Here is a 15,294-nt window from a genome sequence, read left to right as displayed (position 1 = left end):
CGAACGTGAGGGGCGGCAGTGATCGACAAACGGGTGGCGTCCCTCGCCGAGGCGGTCCAGGGGCTGGCAGACGGCTCGACCGTCCTCGTCGGCGGCTTCGGTGCCGCCGGCGTCCCGGTGGAGCTGGTGCACGCGGTCCTCGACCAGGGGGCCCGGGACCTCACGATCGTCACGAACAACGCCGGGAGCGGGGAGACCGACGTCGCCGCGCTCATCCGGGAAGGGCGGGTGCGGAAGATCATCTGCTCGTACCCGCGGTCGATGGGCTCGATCTGGTTCGAGGAGTTCTACCGGGCCGGCACCATCGAGCTGGAGCTCGTTCCCCAGGGGACGCTCAGCGAGCGCATGCGCGCGGCGGGCGCCGGCCTGGGCGGCTTCTTCACCCCCGCCGGTGCCGACTCGCTGCTGGCCCGCGGCAAGGAGGTTCGCATGATCGGCGGACGGCGGCACGTCTTCGAGGAGCCGCTGGGCGGCGACGTCGCGCTGGTCAAGGCGTTGCGGGGGGACCGCTGGGGGAACCTGGTCTACAACAAGGCGGCGAGGAACTTCGGCCCGACGATGGCCACCGCCGCCACGCTCACCGTGGTGCAGGTGCGCGAGTTCGTCGAGCTCGGCGACCTCGACCCGGAGAGCGTGGTGACCCCGGGCATCTTCGTCGACCGGGTCGTCCAGGTGGAGGAGGAAGCGTGACCGTCCCGCAGCTCTCGCACACCGAGATGGCCGCACGGGTCGCCCGCGACATCCCCGACGGCTCCTACGTCAACCTCGGCATCGGCATGCCCACCCTCGTCGGGGACGTGATCTCCGCCGGCAAGGAGATCATCTTCCACAGCGAGAACGGCATCCTCGGCATGGGGCCCGCGCCGGCGCCCGGCGAGGTGGACTGGGAGCTGATCAACGCGGGCAAGTCCCCGGTCACGCTGGTTCCCGGCGGCTCCTACTTCCACCACACCGACTCGTTCATGATGATGCGCGGCGGCCACATCGACGTCACGGTCCTCGGCGCCTTCCAGGTGTCCGAGCAGGGCGACCTGGCCAACTGGGCGACCGACGACGCGCACCTGCCCCCGGCCGTCGGCGGAGCCATGGACCTGGCCGTCGGCGCCAAGCGGGTGCTGGTGCTGATGATGCACACCACGCCGGACGGCCGACCCAAGCTCCTGCCCGAGTGTACCTACCCGCTGACCGCCGCCCAGGTCGTGCACCGGATCTACACCGAGCTGGCGGTCATCGACGTCGGCCCCGCCGGCTTCGTGGTCCGCGACATGGTCGCCGGCCTCTCCCGGGAGGACCTGCAGCGGCGCACCGGCGCCCCGTTGACCTTCGCCGACGAGGTCGCCGTCCTGGTTCCCGCCGGCGGCTGAGCTGCTCCGCCGCGGCCGGCCTGGGGAGGAGGAGGTGCGCCGGCAGCTCGGCGAGCACCACGTGCTCGAGCAGTTCGCCGGCGCGGACGAGCTGGCCGAGGTCCTCGACGAGACCCAGCAGGTCTACGAGCCGATCCTCGGCCGACAGCCACCGCACTGTCCGACTCGAACCATCCGGAGGAAAGATCATGCGACGCTTCCGTGCCACCGCCCCCGCCGCTCTCGCGGCGTCAGTGCTCGTCCTCGCCGCCTGCGGTGAGGACGCGGCCGAGCCCCAGGCCGAGGGCGGTGGGGAGCCGGCCGCCGCCGAGTACCCCACCGAGCGGATCACCCTCATCGTGCCCTACGCCGCCGGTGGTCCGATCACTCTCATGGGGCAGACCGTCGGCACCTGCCTGGAGGAGGAGTTCGGCCAGACCGTGGTGGTGGAGAACCGGGAGGGCGCGTCCGGCTCGGTCGGCATGCAGGCGATGCTCGCCGGCGGGAACGACGGCCACACCATCGGCATCATCGCGGTCCCGGCATCGGCCACCAACCCGCTCCAGGACGATGTCGGCTACACCAACGAGGACTACGTGCCGATCGCGGTCGGCGAGGTGATCCCCTCCGTGCTGGCCGTGGGTGCGGACTCGCAGTTCGCCGACGCGGAGGCGTTCTTCCAGTACGCCAAGGAGAACCCGGGTGAGCTCAACGTCGGCGTTCCGGGTGCGACCACCTCGCAGGCCATGGAGCTGCGGCGCATGGCCGAGCTGTACGACGTGGAGGTGACGGCGGTGCCCTTCAACGGCAACGCCGAGATGACCACCGCGCTGCTCGGTGGCAACGTCGACGCCGTCTTCATCAACTCCACGGAGGACGTCCTGCAGAACATCGAGGCCGGCAGCTTCACGCCGCTCGCCGTCAGCCCGGAGGAGCCGATCGAGTACATCGACGCCCCGACGCTGGCCCAGGTCGGGTTCCCCGAGCTGGTCTACAGCACGTCGGTCTGGGGGTTCGCCGCGCCGGCGGGTGTCCCCGACGACGTCGTCTCCACGCTCGAGAGCGCCATCGAGAACTGCCTCAGCAAGGAGGAGACGATCGAGACCCTCGGCGAGCAGTACGTGCCCGACGAGTTCATCGGCTCCGAGGAGTTCGCGGCGCGGATCGACGACATCGTCGAGGTCTACGGCCCGATCCTCCAGGACTGAGCGCCCCGTCGGGAAGCCGGCCGGCCGGTGGCGGCCGGCCCCGTGCCGTCGGTACGTTCCCCTTCCTCGCGGGGCAACCGCAGCTACACCGAGCTGGCGGTCGTCGACGTCGGCCCACCGGTTCCGTGGCCCGCGAGATGGTCGCCGGGCTGAGCCGCGAGGAGCTGCAGCGGCGCACCGGCGTACCCAGACCGGGTCTGGGCAGAGCCCGACCTGCCGGGACGCTCCCTGCTCGACATGACGGGTCGGCTCGATCGGCTGGGCCGCGGAACACTTCAAGCCCGTAGTGTTTCGGTTGCTGGAGAACGGGCAGGTGGGTGATCATGCTCGCGCAGTGCACCGTCGTCGTGCCGACGATCGGGCGACCCTCGCTCGACGTCCTCCTCGACGCGCTCGCCGCTGCCCCGGGTCCCCGGCCGGCCGTGCTGGTCCTGGTCGACGACCGGCCCACCGGTGACCCGCTGCGCCCCGACCGCCCGGGTCTGCCGCCGGTGCGCGTGGTGCGGACCGGCGGCGGCGGCCCGGCGCGCGCGCGGAACCTGGGCTGGCGCACGGCCCGGACGGAGTGGATCGCCTTCCTGGACGACGACGTCGTCCCCGACCCCGACTGGTACCAGCGGCTGGAGCAGGACCTCGCGGATCTGCCCGACGAGGTCGCCGGCAGCCAGGGCCGCGTCCGGGTGCCGCTGCCGCCCGACCGGAAGCCGACCGACTGGGAGCGCGGCACCGCCGGACTGGCCACCTCCAGCTGGATCACCGCCGACCTCGCCTACCGCCGCAGGGCGCTGGCCGCGGTCGGCGGCTTCGACGAGCGCTTCCCCCGGGCCTTCCGCGAGGACTCCGACCTGGCGCTGCGGGTCATGGACACCGGCGCGCACCTGGTGCGCGGCGAACGCTGGATCACCCACCCGGTCCGGCCCACCGACCGCTGGGTCAGCGCGCGGGTGCAGGCCGGCAACGCCGACGACGTGCTGATGCGCCGGCTGCACGGGCCCGACTGGCGCGACCGGGCCGACGCTGCGCTCGGCCGCCGTCCCCAGCACATGGCGGTCACCGCCACCGCGCTGGCCGCGGTCGGTCTGGCCGTGGCGCGGAAGCCGGGTGCCGCGGCTGCCGCGGCCGCCGTCTGGGCGGCCGGTACGGCGGAGTTCGCGTGGCGGCGCATCGCGTCCGGTCCCCGTGACCGCGCCGAGGTGGGCACGATGCTGACCACCAGTGCGCTGATCCCGCCGCTGGCCACCTGGCACTGGCTGCGCGGGGTGGTGCGGCACGTGGGTGTCCGCCGCTGGAAGGGCCTGCCCGACCTGGTGCTCTTCGACCGCGACGGCACGCTGGTGCACGACTTCCCGTACAACGGCGACCCCGAGTGGGTCCGCCCGGTGGACGGCGCCAAGGAGGCGCTGGACGCGCTGCGCGCCCGCGGCGTGCGGGTCGGCGTGGTGAGCAACCAGTCCGGCGTCGCCCGCGGGCTGATCACCGGCGACCAGGTGGACGCCTGCATGAAGCGGCTCGACGACCTGCTCGGCCCGTTCGACACCGTCCAGTTCTGCCCGCACGGCCCCGACGACGGCTGCAGCTGCCGCAAGCCCGCGCCCGGCATGGTCACCGCGGCCTGCGCCGGGCTCGGCGTCGACCCCGTGCGCTGCGTGGTGATCGGGGACATCGGCGCCGACGTCGAGGCGGCGACCGCCGCGGGAGCCGTCGGGATGCTGGTTCCGACCCCCGTGACCCGCGACGAGGAGATCGCGGCCGCCGACTGGGCCCTCGGGACCCTGACCGAGGCGGTGGACGTGGTCCTGGGCGGCCACTGGTGACCCGCACCGTGCTGGTGGCCCGGCTCGACAACGCCGGGGACGTCCTCCTGCAGGGCCCGATGGTGCGCGCCGTCGCACACGGCGCCGACCGGGTGGTCTTCCTCGCCGGCCCGGCCGGAGCGGCCGCCGCGGAGCTGCTTCCGGGCGTCGACGAGATCTGGACGTGGGCCTGTCCCTGGATCCTCGGGAACCCGCCGGCGGTGGACGCCGCCGACGTCGCCACCCTGACCGGGCGCGTCCGGGCCCTGGCGCCCGACGAGGCAGTCCTGTCCACGTCGTTCCACCAGTCGCCCCTGCCCCTGGCCCTGGTGCTGCGCCTGGCCGGCGTGCCCCGCATCTCGGCGATCAGCGTGGACTACCCCGGCTCGCTGCTCGACGTGCGCCACCGCGTCGACGACGACCTCCCGGAGCCCGAGCGGGCGCTGTCGCTCGCCCGGGCCGCCGGGTTCGAGCTGCCGGACGGCGACGGCGGCCGGCTCGCCGTGCGACGACCCCTGCCCCCGGTCGCGCACGAGCCCGGCTACATCGTCCTGCACCCCGGGGCGTCCGTGCCCGCCCGCGCCTGGCCGGTCGAGCGCTGCGCCGAAGCCGTCCAGGCGCTGTCCGATGCCGGTCACCGGGTGCTGGTCACCGGCGGGCCGGGGGAGAAGGCCCTGACCGCGACCGTCGCCGGTACCCGCGGCGTCGACCTGGGCGGGGGGACGTCGCTGGCGGAGATGGCCGCACTGCTCGAGGGCGCGGCCGCGGTCGTCGTCGGCAACACCGGTCCGGCGCACCTGGCCGCCGCGGTGGGCACGCCGGTCGTCTCGCTGTTCTCGCCGGTGGTCCCGGCCGCCCGCTGGGCGCCCTACGGCGTGCCGACGGTGCTGCTCGGCGACCAGTCGGCTCCCTGCCGTGACACGCGGGCCCGCGAGTGCCCCGTGCCCGGCCACCCCTGCCTGACCTCGGTGACGGCGCAGGACGTCGTCGCCGCCGTCGACGAGCTCACCGCCACGGTCCAGCAGCCGGCCGGTCCCCGACACCCCGCCGCAGCCCGCGAGGCGGCGACGAACCTCCAGGGGAGAACGTGAAGATCCTGATCTGGCACGTGCACGGGTCCTGGACGACGTCGTTCGTCCAGGGCGGCCACGACTACCTGCTGCCCGTGACGCCTGATCGCGGCCCGGACGGCCTCGGTCGGGCCCGCACCTGGGACTGGCCGGCGTCGGCCCGCGAGGTGACGCCCGGGCAGCTGCGCGACGAGCAGGTCGACGTCGTGGTGCTGCAGCGCGCCCGCGACCTGGAGCTGGTGCGCGAGTGGCTCGGCCGCGAGCCCGGCCGCGACCTGCCCGCCGTCTTCCTCGAGCACAACGCGCCGGGGCTCGAGCCCGGTGACGGGCCGGTCCCGCACACGGTGCACCCGATGGCCGACCGCGACGACATCCCGATCGCGCACGTCACCTCCTTCAACGAGCTGTTCTACGACAACGGCCGCGCCCCGACGACCGTCATCGAGCACGGCATCGTCGACCCGGGCGAGCGGTACACCGGCGAGCTGGCCCGTGCCGCCGTCGTCACCAACGAGCCGGTGCGCCGCGGCCGCACCGTCGGTGCCGACCTGCTGCCCGGCCTCGCGCAGGCCGCGCCGGTCGACGTCTTCGGCATGGGCCTCGCGGGGCTGCACTCGACGTACGGCCTCGACCCCGACCGGGTCGCGTTGTTCGAGGATCCGCCCCAGGCCGCGATGCACGTCGAGCTGGCCCGCCGCCGGGTCTACGTGCACCCGGTGCGCTGGACCTCGCTGGGGCTCTCGCTGCTGGAGGCCATGCACCTGGGGATGCCGGTCGTCGGGCTGGCCACCACCGAGGTCGTGGAGGCGGTGCCCGGCGACGCCGGCGTGCTCGCCACCCGGCCGGACCGGCTGTGGGCCGCCGTCCGCGAGTTCGTGCACGACGAGGACGCCGCCCGGCTCGCCGGCAAGGCCGCCCGCGCGGCGGCGCTGGAGCGCTACGGGCTGGACCGCTTCCTGCGGGACTGGGACGGGCTCTTGGAGGAGGTGACCAGGTGATGTGCCTGGTAGTACGGGGCAGCCGTTTCGTTCCGACACCGGAGGTGGGTCGATGAGGATGGACCTGGTCAGCGAGCACGCCAGCCCGCTCGCCGCGATCGGTGGCGTCGACGCCGGCGGGCAGAACGTGCACGTCGCCGCCCTGGCCGCCGGGCTCGCGCAGCGCGGCCACGAGGTCACCGTGCACACCCGCCGCGACGACGCCGGTCTGCCGGAGCGGGTGACCACCCCGGACGGGTACGACGTCGTGCACGTCACCGCCGGGCCGGCCGAGGCGCTGCCCAAGGACGAGCTGCTCCAGCACATGCCCGCGTTCGCGCGGGTGCTGCGGCACCGCTGGGCCGCTCAGGCCCCGGACGTGGTGCACGCGCACTTCTGGATGAGCGGCCTCGCGTCGGTCGAGGCGTCGGCGAGCCTGATTGCGCCGGTGCCGGTGCTGCAGACCTTCCACGCCCTCGGCTCGGTCAAGCGCCGGCACCAGGGGGACGCCGACACCTCGCCCGCCGAGCGGATCGACCTCGAGCGCGGGTTGTGCCGCGACGTCAGCCACGTCGTCGCCACCTGCTCCGACGAGGTCTTCGAGCTCCGCCGCCTCGGGCTGACCAGCGACCGGGTCTCGATCGTCCCCTGCGGCGTGGACACCTCGGTGTTCACCCCGCGCGGCCCGGTCGCGCCCCGGACCGAGCGCAAGCGGCTGCTCGTCCTCGGCCGGCTGGTCGAGCGGAAGGGTCAGGACGACGCCGTCCGGGCCCTGCGCGCGGTACCGGACGCCGAGCTGGTGGTCGTGGGCGGTCCCCCGACCGATGTGCTCGACGCGGACCCGGAGGTGCGGCGGCTGCGCGGCATCGCCGCCGAGGCGGGCGTGGCCGACCGGCTGGTCTTCGCCGGATCGGTGGCCCGCGCCGACGTGCCGGCGTGGGTGCGCTCGGCCGACGTCGTCCTCGCCGTCCCCTGGTACGAGCCGTTCGGCATCACCCCGTTGGAGGCCATGGCCTGCGGGCGCCCCGTCGTCGCCACCGCCGTCGGCGGGCTGCAGGACACCGTCGCCGACGGGGTCACCGGTGACCTGGTGCCGCCCCGGGACCCCGAGCGGCTCGGCGAGGTGCTCGCCGCGCTGCTCGCCGACGACGAGCGGCGCGCCGCCTACGGCGCTGCCGGAGTGAAGCGGGCCCGCGCCCGCTACCGCTGGGCCCGCGTCGTCGCCGACACCGAAACCGTCTACCGGCAGGTGCTCGCCCGCCGCCGTCCCGTGGAGGTCGCCAGGTGATGCTCGACAGCACGGCACAGCCGTTCCGTCCCGACACCGGAGGTGGGTCGACGAGTGCGGCCCCGAACACCGCCGCTCCGTCATCCAATGCAGAGGCCGTCTCGCCCGACACCTGCACCCACCTGACCGGGGCCGACCACGTCGCCTCGCTGACCGCCGCGCTCGGCTCGCTGGACGGCCAGCTGGACGTGCTCGACCGCTGGGGCCGGCAGCTGGCCGACGTGCTGTGCGGCGAGTCGCGCGGCCGGCTGCTCGCCGCCGGCAACGGGGGCAGCGCCGCCCAGGCCCAGCACCTCACCGCCGAGCTGGTGGGCCGCTACCGCGCCGACCGGCCACCGTTCTCCGCCATCTGCCTCACCGCGGAGACCTCGTCGCTGACCGCCATCGCCAACGACTACCCGGCCGACGAGCTGTTCGCCCGGCAGGTCGAGGCGCACGGGCGGGCCGGCGACGTGCTCATGCTGCTGTCCACGTCGGGCCGCTCGCCCAACGCCGTCGCTGCCGCCCGCCGGGCCCGCGAGTGCGGCATCACCACGCTGGCCCTCACCGGGCCGGCGCCCAACCCGCTGGCCGCTGCCGCCGACGAGGCGGTCTGCATCGATTCCCCGTGGACGGCGACCGTGCAGGAGTGCCACCTGGTCGCGCTGCACCTGGTCTGCGCCGCCTTCGACGCGGCCGTGCTGAGCGAGCCCTCGCGGGTCCCGTCCGGGCCGTCGTTCGACGCCGCGGGAGTGAGCGAGCTCGCGAGCTCACCAGTGAACGGAGCAGCTCCGCGAACGCGGCTGACGGGCGCCAGCGAGGAGGACTCGTGAGCCGGCCGCTGGTCGTCGTCGGCGACGCGCTGCTCGACGTCGACCTGGTGGGGACGGCGTCGCGGCTGACTCCTGATGCGCCGGTGCCGGTGGTCGAGGACATCGAGCGGCGCGAACGTCCCGGCGGTGCGGCGCTGGCCGCGGTCATCGCCGCCGCGGCCGGGCGCCGTGAGGTCGTGCTCATCGCCCCGATCGACTCCGACGAGGGTGCCGACCGGCTGCGCGCCCTGCTGGCCGGCCGGGTCCGGCTTATCGAGATCCCCGCCACCGGCGGAACCGCGGTCAAGCAGCGGGTGCGGGTGGGCGACCACTCCGTCGCCCGGCTCGACAGCGGTGCGCCGGTGGCGGTGCTCGGCGAGCTACCGGCCGATGCCGCCGCCGCCATCGGGAACGCGGACGCGGTGCTGGTCGCCGACTACGGCCGCGGGACGACGGCCGACCCCGCCGTGCGCGCCGCCCTGACCGCCGCCCGCGGGCCGGTGGTCTGGGACCCGCACCCGCGCGGCGCCGAGCCGGTGCGCAGTGCGCGGCTGGTCACGCCGAACGGCGCGGAGGCCGCCCGGGTGGCGGCCGCGGCCGGCGTCGAGGCCGAGGGCGGCGGACTGGCCGCCGTCGGCGCCCGCGCGGAGGCGCTCATCCGGACCTGGGGGGTCGGGGCGGTGGCGGTGACGCTCGGCTCGCGCGGCGCGCTGCTGTCCTACGGCTCCGGGGCGCCGATGGTCGTCCCCGCGGTCGCGGTCACCGGGGGGGACCCCTGCGGGGCCGGCGACTCCTTCGCCGCAGCCGCCGCGCTCGCCCTCGCCGACGGCGCGGTCACCGGTGAGGCGGTGGCCGCCGCGGTCGCGTTCGCGTCGGCGTTCGTCGCCCGCGGCGGGGCGTCGGCCTGGGACGCGACCGAACCGGCCGAACGGAACGTCGTCGCCGAGCCGGGCGTGGATGCGGTGATCTCCCGCGTCCGGGCGGCCGGCGGCACCGTCGTCGCCACCGGGGGGTGCTTCGACCTGCTGCACCCCGGCCACGTGGCCACTCTGCGCGCGGCCCGCGGCCTGGGCGACTGCCTGATCGTGTGCATCAACTCCGACGACTCGGTGCGCCGGCTCAAGGGCCCGTCGCGTCCGCTGGTCACCGCGACCGACCGCGCCCGCGTGCTGGAGGCGCTGGAGTTCGTCGACGCCGTCGTCGTCTTCGGCGAGGCCACCCCCGCCGAGGTGCTCGACCGGCTGCGCCCCGACGTCTGGGCCAAGGGTGGCGACTACGCCGGCGCCGACCTGCCGGAGGCCGAGGTGCTCCGCGGCTGGGGCGGCCAGGCCGTCGTCCTGCCCTACCTCGACGGTCACTCGACCACGGCCCTGGTCGAGCGATCCCGCGTCTGATGCCCGCCCCCGGAGTGTCAGGCATAGGAACCTATGCCTATGGATTCGGACCCCATTCCATAGGCATAGGTTCCTATGCCTCGGTCGCGTGAGGGGCGGGCAGCCGGTGGCCGTGGTGCTGCGGCCGCTGGGGCTCGGCGACCTGCTCACCGGGGTGCCGGCGATCCGGGCGATCCGCGCCGCGGTCCCCGACCACCGGCTGTTCCTCGCGACGACCGAGCCGCTGCGGCCGCTGGCCGAGCTGATCGACGCGGTCGACGAGGTGCTGCCCGCCCGCGAACTCGAGCCGCTGCACTGGCCGGGCCGGCCGCCGGAGCTCGCCGTGGACCTGCACGGCAAGGGCCCGGCCTCGCACGTCATCGTGGCCGACCTGCACCCGCAGCGCCTGCTCACCTTCGACAGCCCCGGCTACCCCGGCCCGGTCTGGTATCCCGACGAGCACGAGGTGCGGCGGTGGTGCCGGCTGGTCTCCGAGGGGCTGGGCGTTCCCGCCGATCCCGACGCGCTCGATCTCGCCCTGCCGGCCGTGCCGCCGCCGGTGCGCGGCGTCGCCGTCGTGCACCCGGGGGCCGCCTACCCCGGGCGGCGCTGGCCGGCCGACCGGTTCGCCGCGGTCGCCCGCCACCTCGCTGACGCCGGCCACGACGTGCGGATCACCGGTGGCCCGGCCGAGGTGGAACTGGCGCGGTCGGTGGCCTCGGCCGCGGGCCTGGGGGAGGGGTGCGTGCTCGCCGGGCGGACGACGTCGATGGAGCTGGCCGCCGTCGTCGCCGCGGCCCGGCTGGTCGTCTGCGGTGACACCGGCGTCGCGCACCTGGCGACGGCCTACCGGCGGCCGTCGGTGGTGCTGTTCGGCCCGGTGTCCCCGGCGCTGTGGGGCCCGCCGCTACGGACCGGGGAACCGGGGCCCCTGCACGTCGTCCTCTGGCACGGCGACGGCACCGGCGAGCCCTGGGGCGCCGAGCTCGACCCCGCCCTGGCGAGGATCACCGTCGACGAGGTGCTGGAAGCCCTCCCGCCGCTGGGGGCCTGCCGGGATCAGGGAACCTGATCATGGAGTGTCCTCCCTCGTGGTGCACCGTGCGGGAGGACGCTCTGCGTCGAGGGAGGACGGCGACTATGCGCGCTGGCGGAGGGCGTCGAAGAGGACGGTCTGCAGGTCGCTCTCGTCGACGGCGGAGTACGCCGCGCCGCCGGTGGCCTCGGCGATCTGCTCCAGGGCGCTGATGTCGGCGTCCGGGCCGAGGGCCACCCCGATGACCTTGATCGGCCGCTCGGGATCGGCCTCGGCGGCCAGCGTGATGAGCAGGTTCTCCAGGGTGATGCCGTTCTGGTCGTCCTCGTTGGTGCCGTCGGTGAGGACCAGGACGCTGTTGACCGCCGTCGGGTCGTAGTCCTCCCGGGCGGCCCGCACCGCGGCCAACGTCGTGTCGTACAGGCCCGTGCCACCGGGAGTCAGCAGCTCCGGGATGGTGTCGAGCTGGTCGCTGTAGAGGTCGCGCTGGGTCCGGTCGCCGACGACGGTGTCCAGCTTCCGGGTGGGCAGCAGCTGCGTCCAGTCCTGCCCGCCCTCGAGCTGGTAGGCGAACGCCCAGAGGCCGAGCGCGAACTCACCGGGCACCAGCGACAGGGTCGCCTTCGCGGTGTCCCGCGCCAGGGTGGCGCGCGTCCCCTCGCCGACCGGCGCCTCCATGGACTTCGAGACGTCGAAGACCGTGAGAATCCGAGAGGGGGCGGCGAGGCTGCGGAGCTGTGCGACGAGCGCCTGGACGGCGGCGGGTTCCAGCTCGAGAGCGGTGGGTGCCTCGGGCCGGATCCCGGCCTCGGCGGCGTTCGGCGGGACGGCGCCGGTCCCGTCGCGGAATCCGGCCGCCACGGCCGCGGTCCGGGCCGTGTCGGAGGTCAGCGCCCGGACGACCGCTTCGACGGCGAGAGCCCGGTTCCCGTCCGGTGACCCCACCCGCACGACCGGGTAGTCCAGCACCGGGCCGGCCTCGCCCGGGTAGACGGCGACGAGCTCGGACTCCTCGGCGGCGGTGTTGATCTCGTAGACCTCCTGCTCGCTGACCGGGACCAGCGGCGCATCTGCGCGGCCCTCCCGGCCCGCGGCCAGGCCCTCCGCTGCGGACAGCGCGGGCCCGCGCTGAGCGGCAAGCACGGCCTGCACGACGGCGTTGCCGGCTTCCTCGCCGCCGCCGAGCGCGGTGCGGACGGCGGTGAGCGCGGCCAGCCCCTCGGCGCTGGTGGCGAGGTCGGGAACGGCGACCGGGTGGGCACCGGCCAGGGCAGCGCCCCAACCGGGTGGCTGGCCGGTCCAGCCGAGGGCGTCGACGGCGGTACGGCTGGTGGCCAGCACCACCGGCGACGTGGCCAGCGAGCCCACCACCTCCAGCGGCGCCTCGGCCGCGCGGGCGGCCCACAGCGACGAGTCCGGGATCCACACGTCGGGCAGCGCGTCGGCCTCGAGGGCCGACAGGTCGCCGACGGTCTGCAGCGGCTGCTGGGTGGCCACGGTCGGGTCGACGCAGAGGCGCTCGTCGACGACGATCTCCGCGGGCAGGACCCGCTCGGTCAGCTCGCCCAGTTCGGGGGCGACGGTCACCGCGACGGTCGTGCGCTCGTCACACCCGCCGGTGCCGGCCAGCCACCAGACGAGGCCACCGCCGACCAGCACCACCGCCAGCGCTGCGGCGATGAGGACCGGCGGCACCGGACGGCGCCGTGCGGTGGGATCGGCGTGGCGGCCCATGCTCGCTCTCTGAGGTCGACTCGGGTGGGTGCGGCTCCCCTCGGGCCCGCGGACACAGAGTAGGTGTGCCGCCCGAGAGCTTGTCGACGGCCGCCCTCCAGGGGCCCGTGCCGAGCTTGCGAGGCGTGGGGGGAAGGGGGGTCCTCTTTCAGACGGCCTGCGCCCGCGCGGCCTGTCGCTGGGCGGCGAACCAGTCGACGGTGCGGCGCAGCCCCTCCTCCGACGGCATCCGCGGCCGCCAGCCCAGCAGCTGCTCGGCGCGCGTGGTGTCCGGGCGGCGCACCTTGGGGTCGTCGACCGGGAGATCGATGTAGTCGACGGGGGAGTCCGAGCCGGTGAGCTCGACGATCCACTCGGCCAGCCGCAGCATCGACAGCTCGTCGGGGTTGCCGATGTTGACCGGTCCCGTGTGGGCGGAGAACGCCATCGCGAGGATGCCGGCGACGGTGTCGTCGACGTAGCAGATGGAGCGCGTCTGCGACCCGTCCCCGGCCACCGTCAACGGGCGGCCCTCGAGCGCCTGGTTCACGAACGCCGGGATGGCGCGGCCGTCGTCGGCCCGCATCCGCGGCCCGTAGGTGTTGAAGATCCGCACGATGCCGGTGTCGGTGCCCTTCGACGTCCGGTAGGCGGTGGTCATGGCCTCGCTGAACCGCTTGGCCTCGTCGTAGACGCCGCGCGGGCCGACCGGGTTGACGTTGCCCCAGTACTCCTCGGTCTGCGGGTGCTGCAGCGGGTCGCCGTAGACCTCCGACGTCGACGCCAGCACGTACCGGGCGCCCTTGTCGTGGGCCAGGCCGAGGGTGTGCAAGGTGCCGAGGCTGCCGACCTTCAGCGTCTCGATCGGCATCTTCAGGTAGTCGATCGGGCTGGCCGGCGAGGCGAAGTGCAGCACGAGGTCGACCGGGCCGGGGACGTGCACGTAGTCGGTGACGTCGCAGCGGACCAGGCGGAACCCCGGGTGCTCCATGAGCTGGAGGACGTTCTCCGGGGAGCCGGTGAGGAAGTTGTCGAGGCACACCACCTCGACGCCGCGCTCGAGCAGCTGCTCGCAGAGGTGCGAGCCCAGGAAGCCCGCGCCTCCCGTGACGACCGCCCGGCGGATCGTCCGTGTCTCGCGTACCGGCCCGCTGACCATCGCTGCCCTCCTCGACCGCGCGCGGGAGCGCGCTGCACGGGCCCCTACCCGGAGTTCAACTGCGCACACACTTCGGTCCCGAAGTGTCCGAGGCGCCGGTCCAGCCGAAAGCGGACGGGCCGCCGGCCTCCCGGAGGAGACCGGCGGCCCGCCGTGTCAGCTGACCCCCGCGAGGGGTGCTCACTCAGCCCTCGTAGGGCTCCTCGTCCGGGATCGCGTTCGCCGGCGGGGTGGCCGGCTCCTTGTCGAACTCCTCGATCGGGGCGTCGCCGATGTCGGTCACCCGGACGTCCTGGACCACCTCCGAGCCGTTGCCGACGATGCGCTCGATGGACATGCCGCTCGTGCCCATGTGGCTGTCCTCGGAGTAGCGGAACGGCGCGAACACCGGCCCCTCCCACTCGCTGCCGACGGCCTCGATGGCCTCGACCAGACCGTCACGGGTGGGGTTCTGGCCCGCTGCCTGCAGCGCCTGGGTCGTGGTGTAGGCCTGCGCCATGCCGTAGACGCGGTAGTTGGTCAGCTCGCCCTCGCCACCGCACTCGTCCCAGATCCGCTGGAACTCCTGGATCCACGGGTTGTCGGTCTGGTCCACCGTGGGCAGGTAGCCGGTGGTCAGCGCGCCGTCCAGCAGGGCGGCGTCGGCGACCTTGCCCTCGCTGAAGCGGTTCAGCAGACCGCCGACCAGCGTCGGGTCCGAACCCACGTTGGAGTAGAACCACTGCGGCTGGTAGCCGAGCTGCAGGGCCGTCAGCTGCGACAGGGCCGTGTAGCTGGGCACGTTGAAGCCGACGACGAAGTCGGCGCCCGCCGCCTGCAGCGCCGCGATCTGCGGGCCGACGCTGGTGTTGCCCGGCGTGTACCGCTCGGCCGCGACGATCTGGTCGTCGATGTACTGGCGGATGCCGGCCTCGCCGTCCTCGCCGAAGTCGTCGTCCTGGAGGAAGAGACCGACCTTCGCTTCGGGGAAGTTCTCGGCGATGTACTCGCCGATGATCTTGCCCTCGCTCATGTAGTCGGTCTGCCAGCCGAACGTGTACGGGTAGGTCTCCGGGTCGTCGCCCCACGTGAGCGAACCGGAGGCGACGAAGAGGTCCGGGACGCCTTCGGCGTTGAGGAAGTCGACGACGGCGCTGTGCGTGGGGGTGCCCAGGCCGCCCATCATCGCGAAGATCTCGTCCTCGAGGACGAGCTCGTTGGTGACCTGGCTGGTCTGGGTCGGGTTGTAGGCGTCGTCCTTGTAGACGAACTCGACGTCGCGCCCGTAGACCCCGCCCTCCTGGTTCAGGCAGTCGAAGTAGGCCTGCACGCCGGTCGGGATCTCGCTGTAGCCGGGAGCGGCCACACCGGTCAGCGGGTAGTGGGCCCCGAGCGTGATCGTGTCCTCGGTGACACCGATGTCGGAGGCCTCGTTCTCGCCGCCCTCGGCCGCGGTGCCGCCGCCGCCCTCGTCACCGCCGCCGCAGGCGGCGAGGGTGGAGGCGACGGTGGCCGCGGCGAACGCGGTCATCAGACGACGGGAGGATCTGGACAACAGTTCTCC

13 protein-coding genes are annotated in these 15,294 nt (G+C 74.3%); 10 read left to right on the top strand and 3 right to left on the bottom strand.

Annotation, left to right across the window (positions count from 1 at the left end):
• Window positions 1-18 precede the first annotated feature (18 nt).
• The 10 genes from QOZ86_RS11210 to QOZ86_RS11165 all read left to right on the top strand — a co-directional run bounded on the left by QOZ86_RS11210 (window position 19) and on the right by QOZ86_RS11165 (window position 10,915).
• Complete coding sequence (locus tag QOZ86_RS11210; RefSeq protein ID WP_284492046.1) at window positions 19-690, top strand: 3-oxoacid CoA-transferase subunit A; 672 nt, start codon at window positions 19-21, stop codon at window positions 688-690.
• Window positions 687-1,364, top strand: coding sequence for a 3-oxoacid CoA-transferase subunit B (locus QOZ86_RS11205; protein ID WP_431521214.1), 678 nt, complete (start codon window positions 687-689; stop codon window positions 1,362-1,364). Before QOZ86_RS11210 ends, QOZ86_RS11205 begins: the two co-directional genes overlap by 4 nt.
• A 188-nt stretch (window positions 1,365-1,552) precedes the next feature.
• A complete protein-coding gene (locus tag QOZ86_RS11200; protein WP_284492045.1) occupies window positions 1,553-2,551 on the top strand; it encodes a tripartite tricarboxylate transporter substrate binding protein in 999 nt (332 codons plus the stop codon).
• 323 nt (window positions 2,552-2,874) lie between these two features.
• Entirely contained in the window at window positions 2,875-4,365 is a 1,491-nt protein-coding gene (locus QOZ86_RS11195; RefSeq protein ID WP_284492044.1) for an HAD-IIIA family hydrolase, read from the top strand.
• Window positions 4,362-5,435 carry a glycosyltransferase family 9 protein gene (locus QOZ86_RS11190; protein ID WP_284492043.1) on the top strand — a complete coding sequence of 358 codons (1,074 nt, stop codon included), beginning with the start codon at window positions 4,362-4,364 and terminating at the stop codon, window positions 5,433-5,435. The genes QOZ86_RS11195 and QOZ86_RS11190 overlap by 4 nt, the downstream gene beginning before the upstream one ends.
• Window positions 5,432-6,412 (top strand): glycosyltransferase, encoded by a 981-nt coding sequence (locus QOZ86_RS11185; RefSeq protein ID WP_284492042.1) that lies wholly within the window; start codon window positions 5,432-5,434, stop codon window positions 6,410-6,412. The genes QOZ86_RS11190 and QOZ86_RS11185 overlap by 4 nt, the downstream gene beginning before the upstream one ends.
• Window positions 6,413-6,464: 52 nt before the next feature.
• Window positions 6,465-7,679: a glycosyltransferase gene (locus QOZ86_RS11180; RefSeq protein ID WP_284492041.1), complete on the top strand. Its 1,215-nt coding sequence runs from the start codon at window positions 6,465-6,467 to the stop codon at window positions 7,677-7,679.
• On the top strand, window positions 7,679-8,491 hold the full coding sequence (locus QOZ86_RS11175; protein WP_284492040.1) for a D-sedoheptulose-7-phosphate isomerase: 813 nt from the start codon (window positions 7,679-7,681) through the stop codon (window positions 8,489-8,491). The genes QOZ86_RS11180 and QOZ86_RS11175 overlap by 1 nt, the downstream gene beginning before the upstream one ends.
• Window positions 8,488-9,864: a PfkB family carbohydrate kinase gene (locus tag QOZ86_RS11170; protein WP_284492039.1), complete on the top strand. Its 1,377-nt coding sequence runs from the start codon at window positions 8,488-8,490 to the stop codon at window positions 9,862-9,864. The genes QOZ86_RS11175 and QOZ86_RS11170 overlap by 4 nt, the downstream gene beginning before the upstream one ends.
• 88 nt (window positions 9,865-9,952) lie before the next feature.
• The gene (locus tag QOZ86_RS11165) at window positions 9,953-10,915 is read left to right on the top strand and encodes a glycosyltransferase family 9 protein (RefSeq protein ID WP_284492038.1); all 963 of its coding nucleotides are present in this window, start codon (window positions 9,953-9,955) and stop codon (window positions 10,913-10,915) included.
• 66 nt (window positions 10,916-10,981) lie between these two features.
• Here QOZ86_RS11165 and QOZ86_RS11160 read toward each other — a convergent pair whose 3' ends face one another.
• From QOZ86_RS11160 to QOZ86_RS11150, 3 genes are all read right to left on the bottom strand, one after another.
• Entirely contained in the window at window positions 10,982-12,613 is a 1,632-nt protein-coding gene (locus tag QOZ86_RS11160; RefSeq protein ID WP_284492037.1) for a substrate-binding domain-containing protein, read from the bottom strand.
• A 148-nt stretch (window positions 12,614-12,761) separates the two neighbouring features.
• On the bottom strand, window positions 12,762-13,751 hold the full coding sequence (locus tag QOZ86_RS11155; RefSeq protein ID WP_284492036.1) for a UDP-glucuronic acid decarboxylase family protein: 990 nt from the start codon (window positions 13,749-13,751) through the stop codon (window positions 12,762-12,764).
• 184 nt (window positions 13,752-13,935) lie between these two features.
• Window positions 13,936-15,261, bottom strand: a complete 1,326-nt coding sequence (locus QOZ86_RS11150) for an ABC transporter substrate-binding protein (RefSeq protein ID WP_284492035.1) — start codon at window positions 15,259-15,261, stop codon at window positions 13,936-13,938.
• Window positions 15,262-15,294 lie beyond the last annotated feature (33 nt).

Source organism: Blastococcus capsensis (assembly GCF_030165005.1).
GTDB classification, from domain to species: domain Bacteria; phylum Actinomycetota; class Actinomycetes; order Mycobacteriales; family Geodermatophilaceae; genus Blastococcus; species Blastococcus capsensis.
The sequence above is the reverse complement of the archived record's forward strand: the minus strand, read 5'-3'. Positions and strand labels throughout refer to the sequence as shown.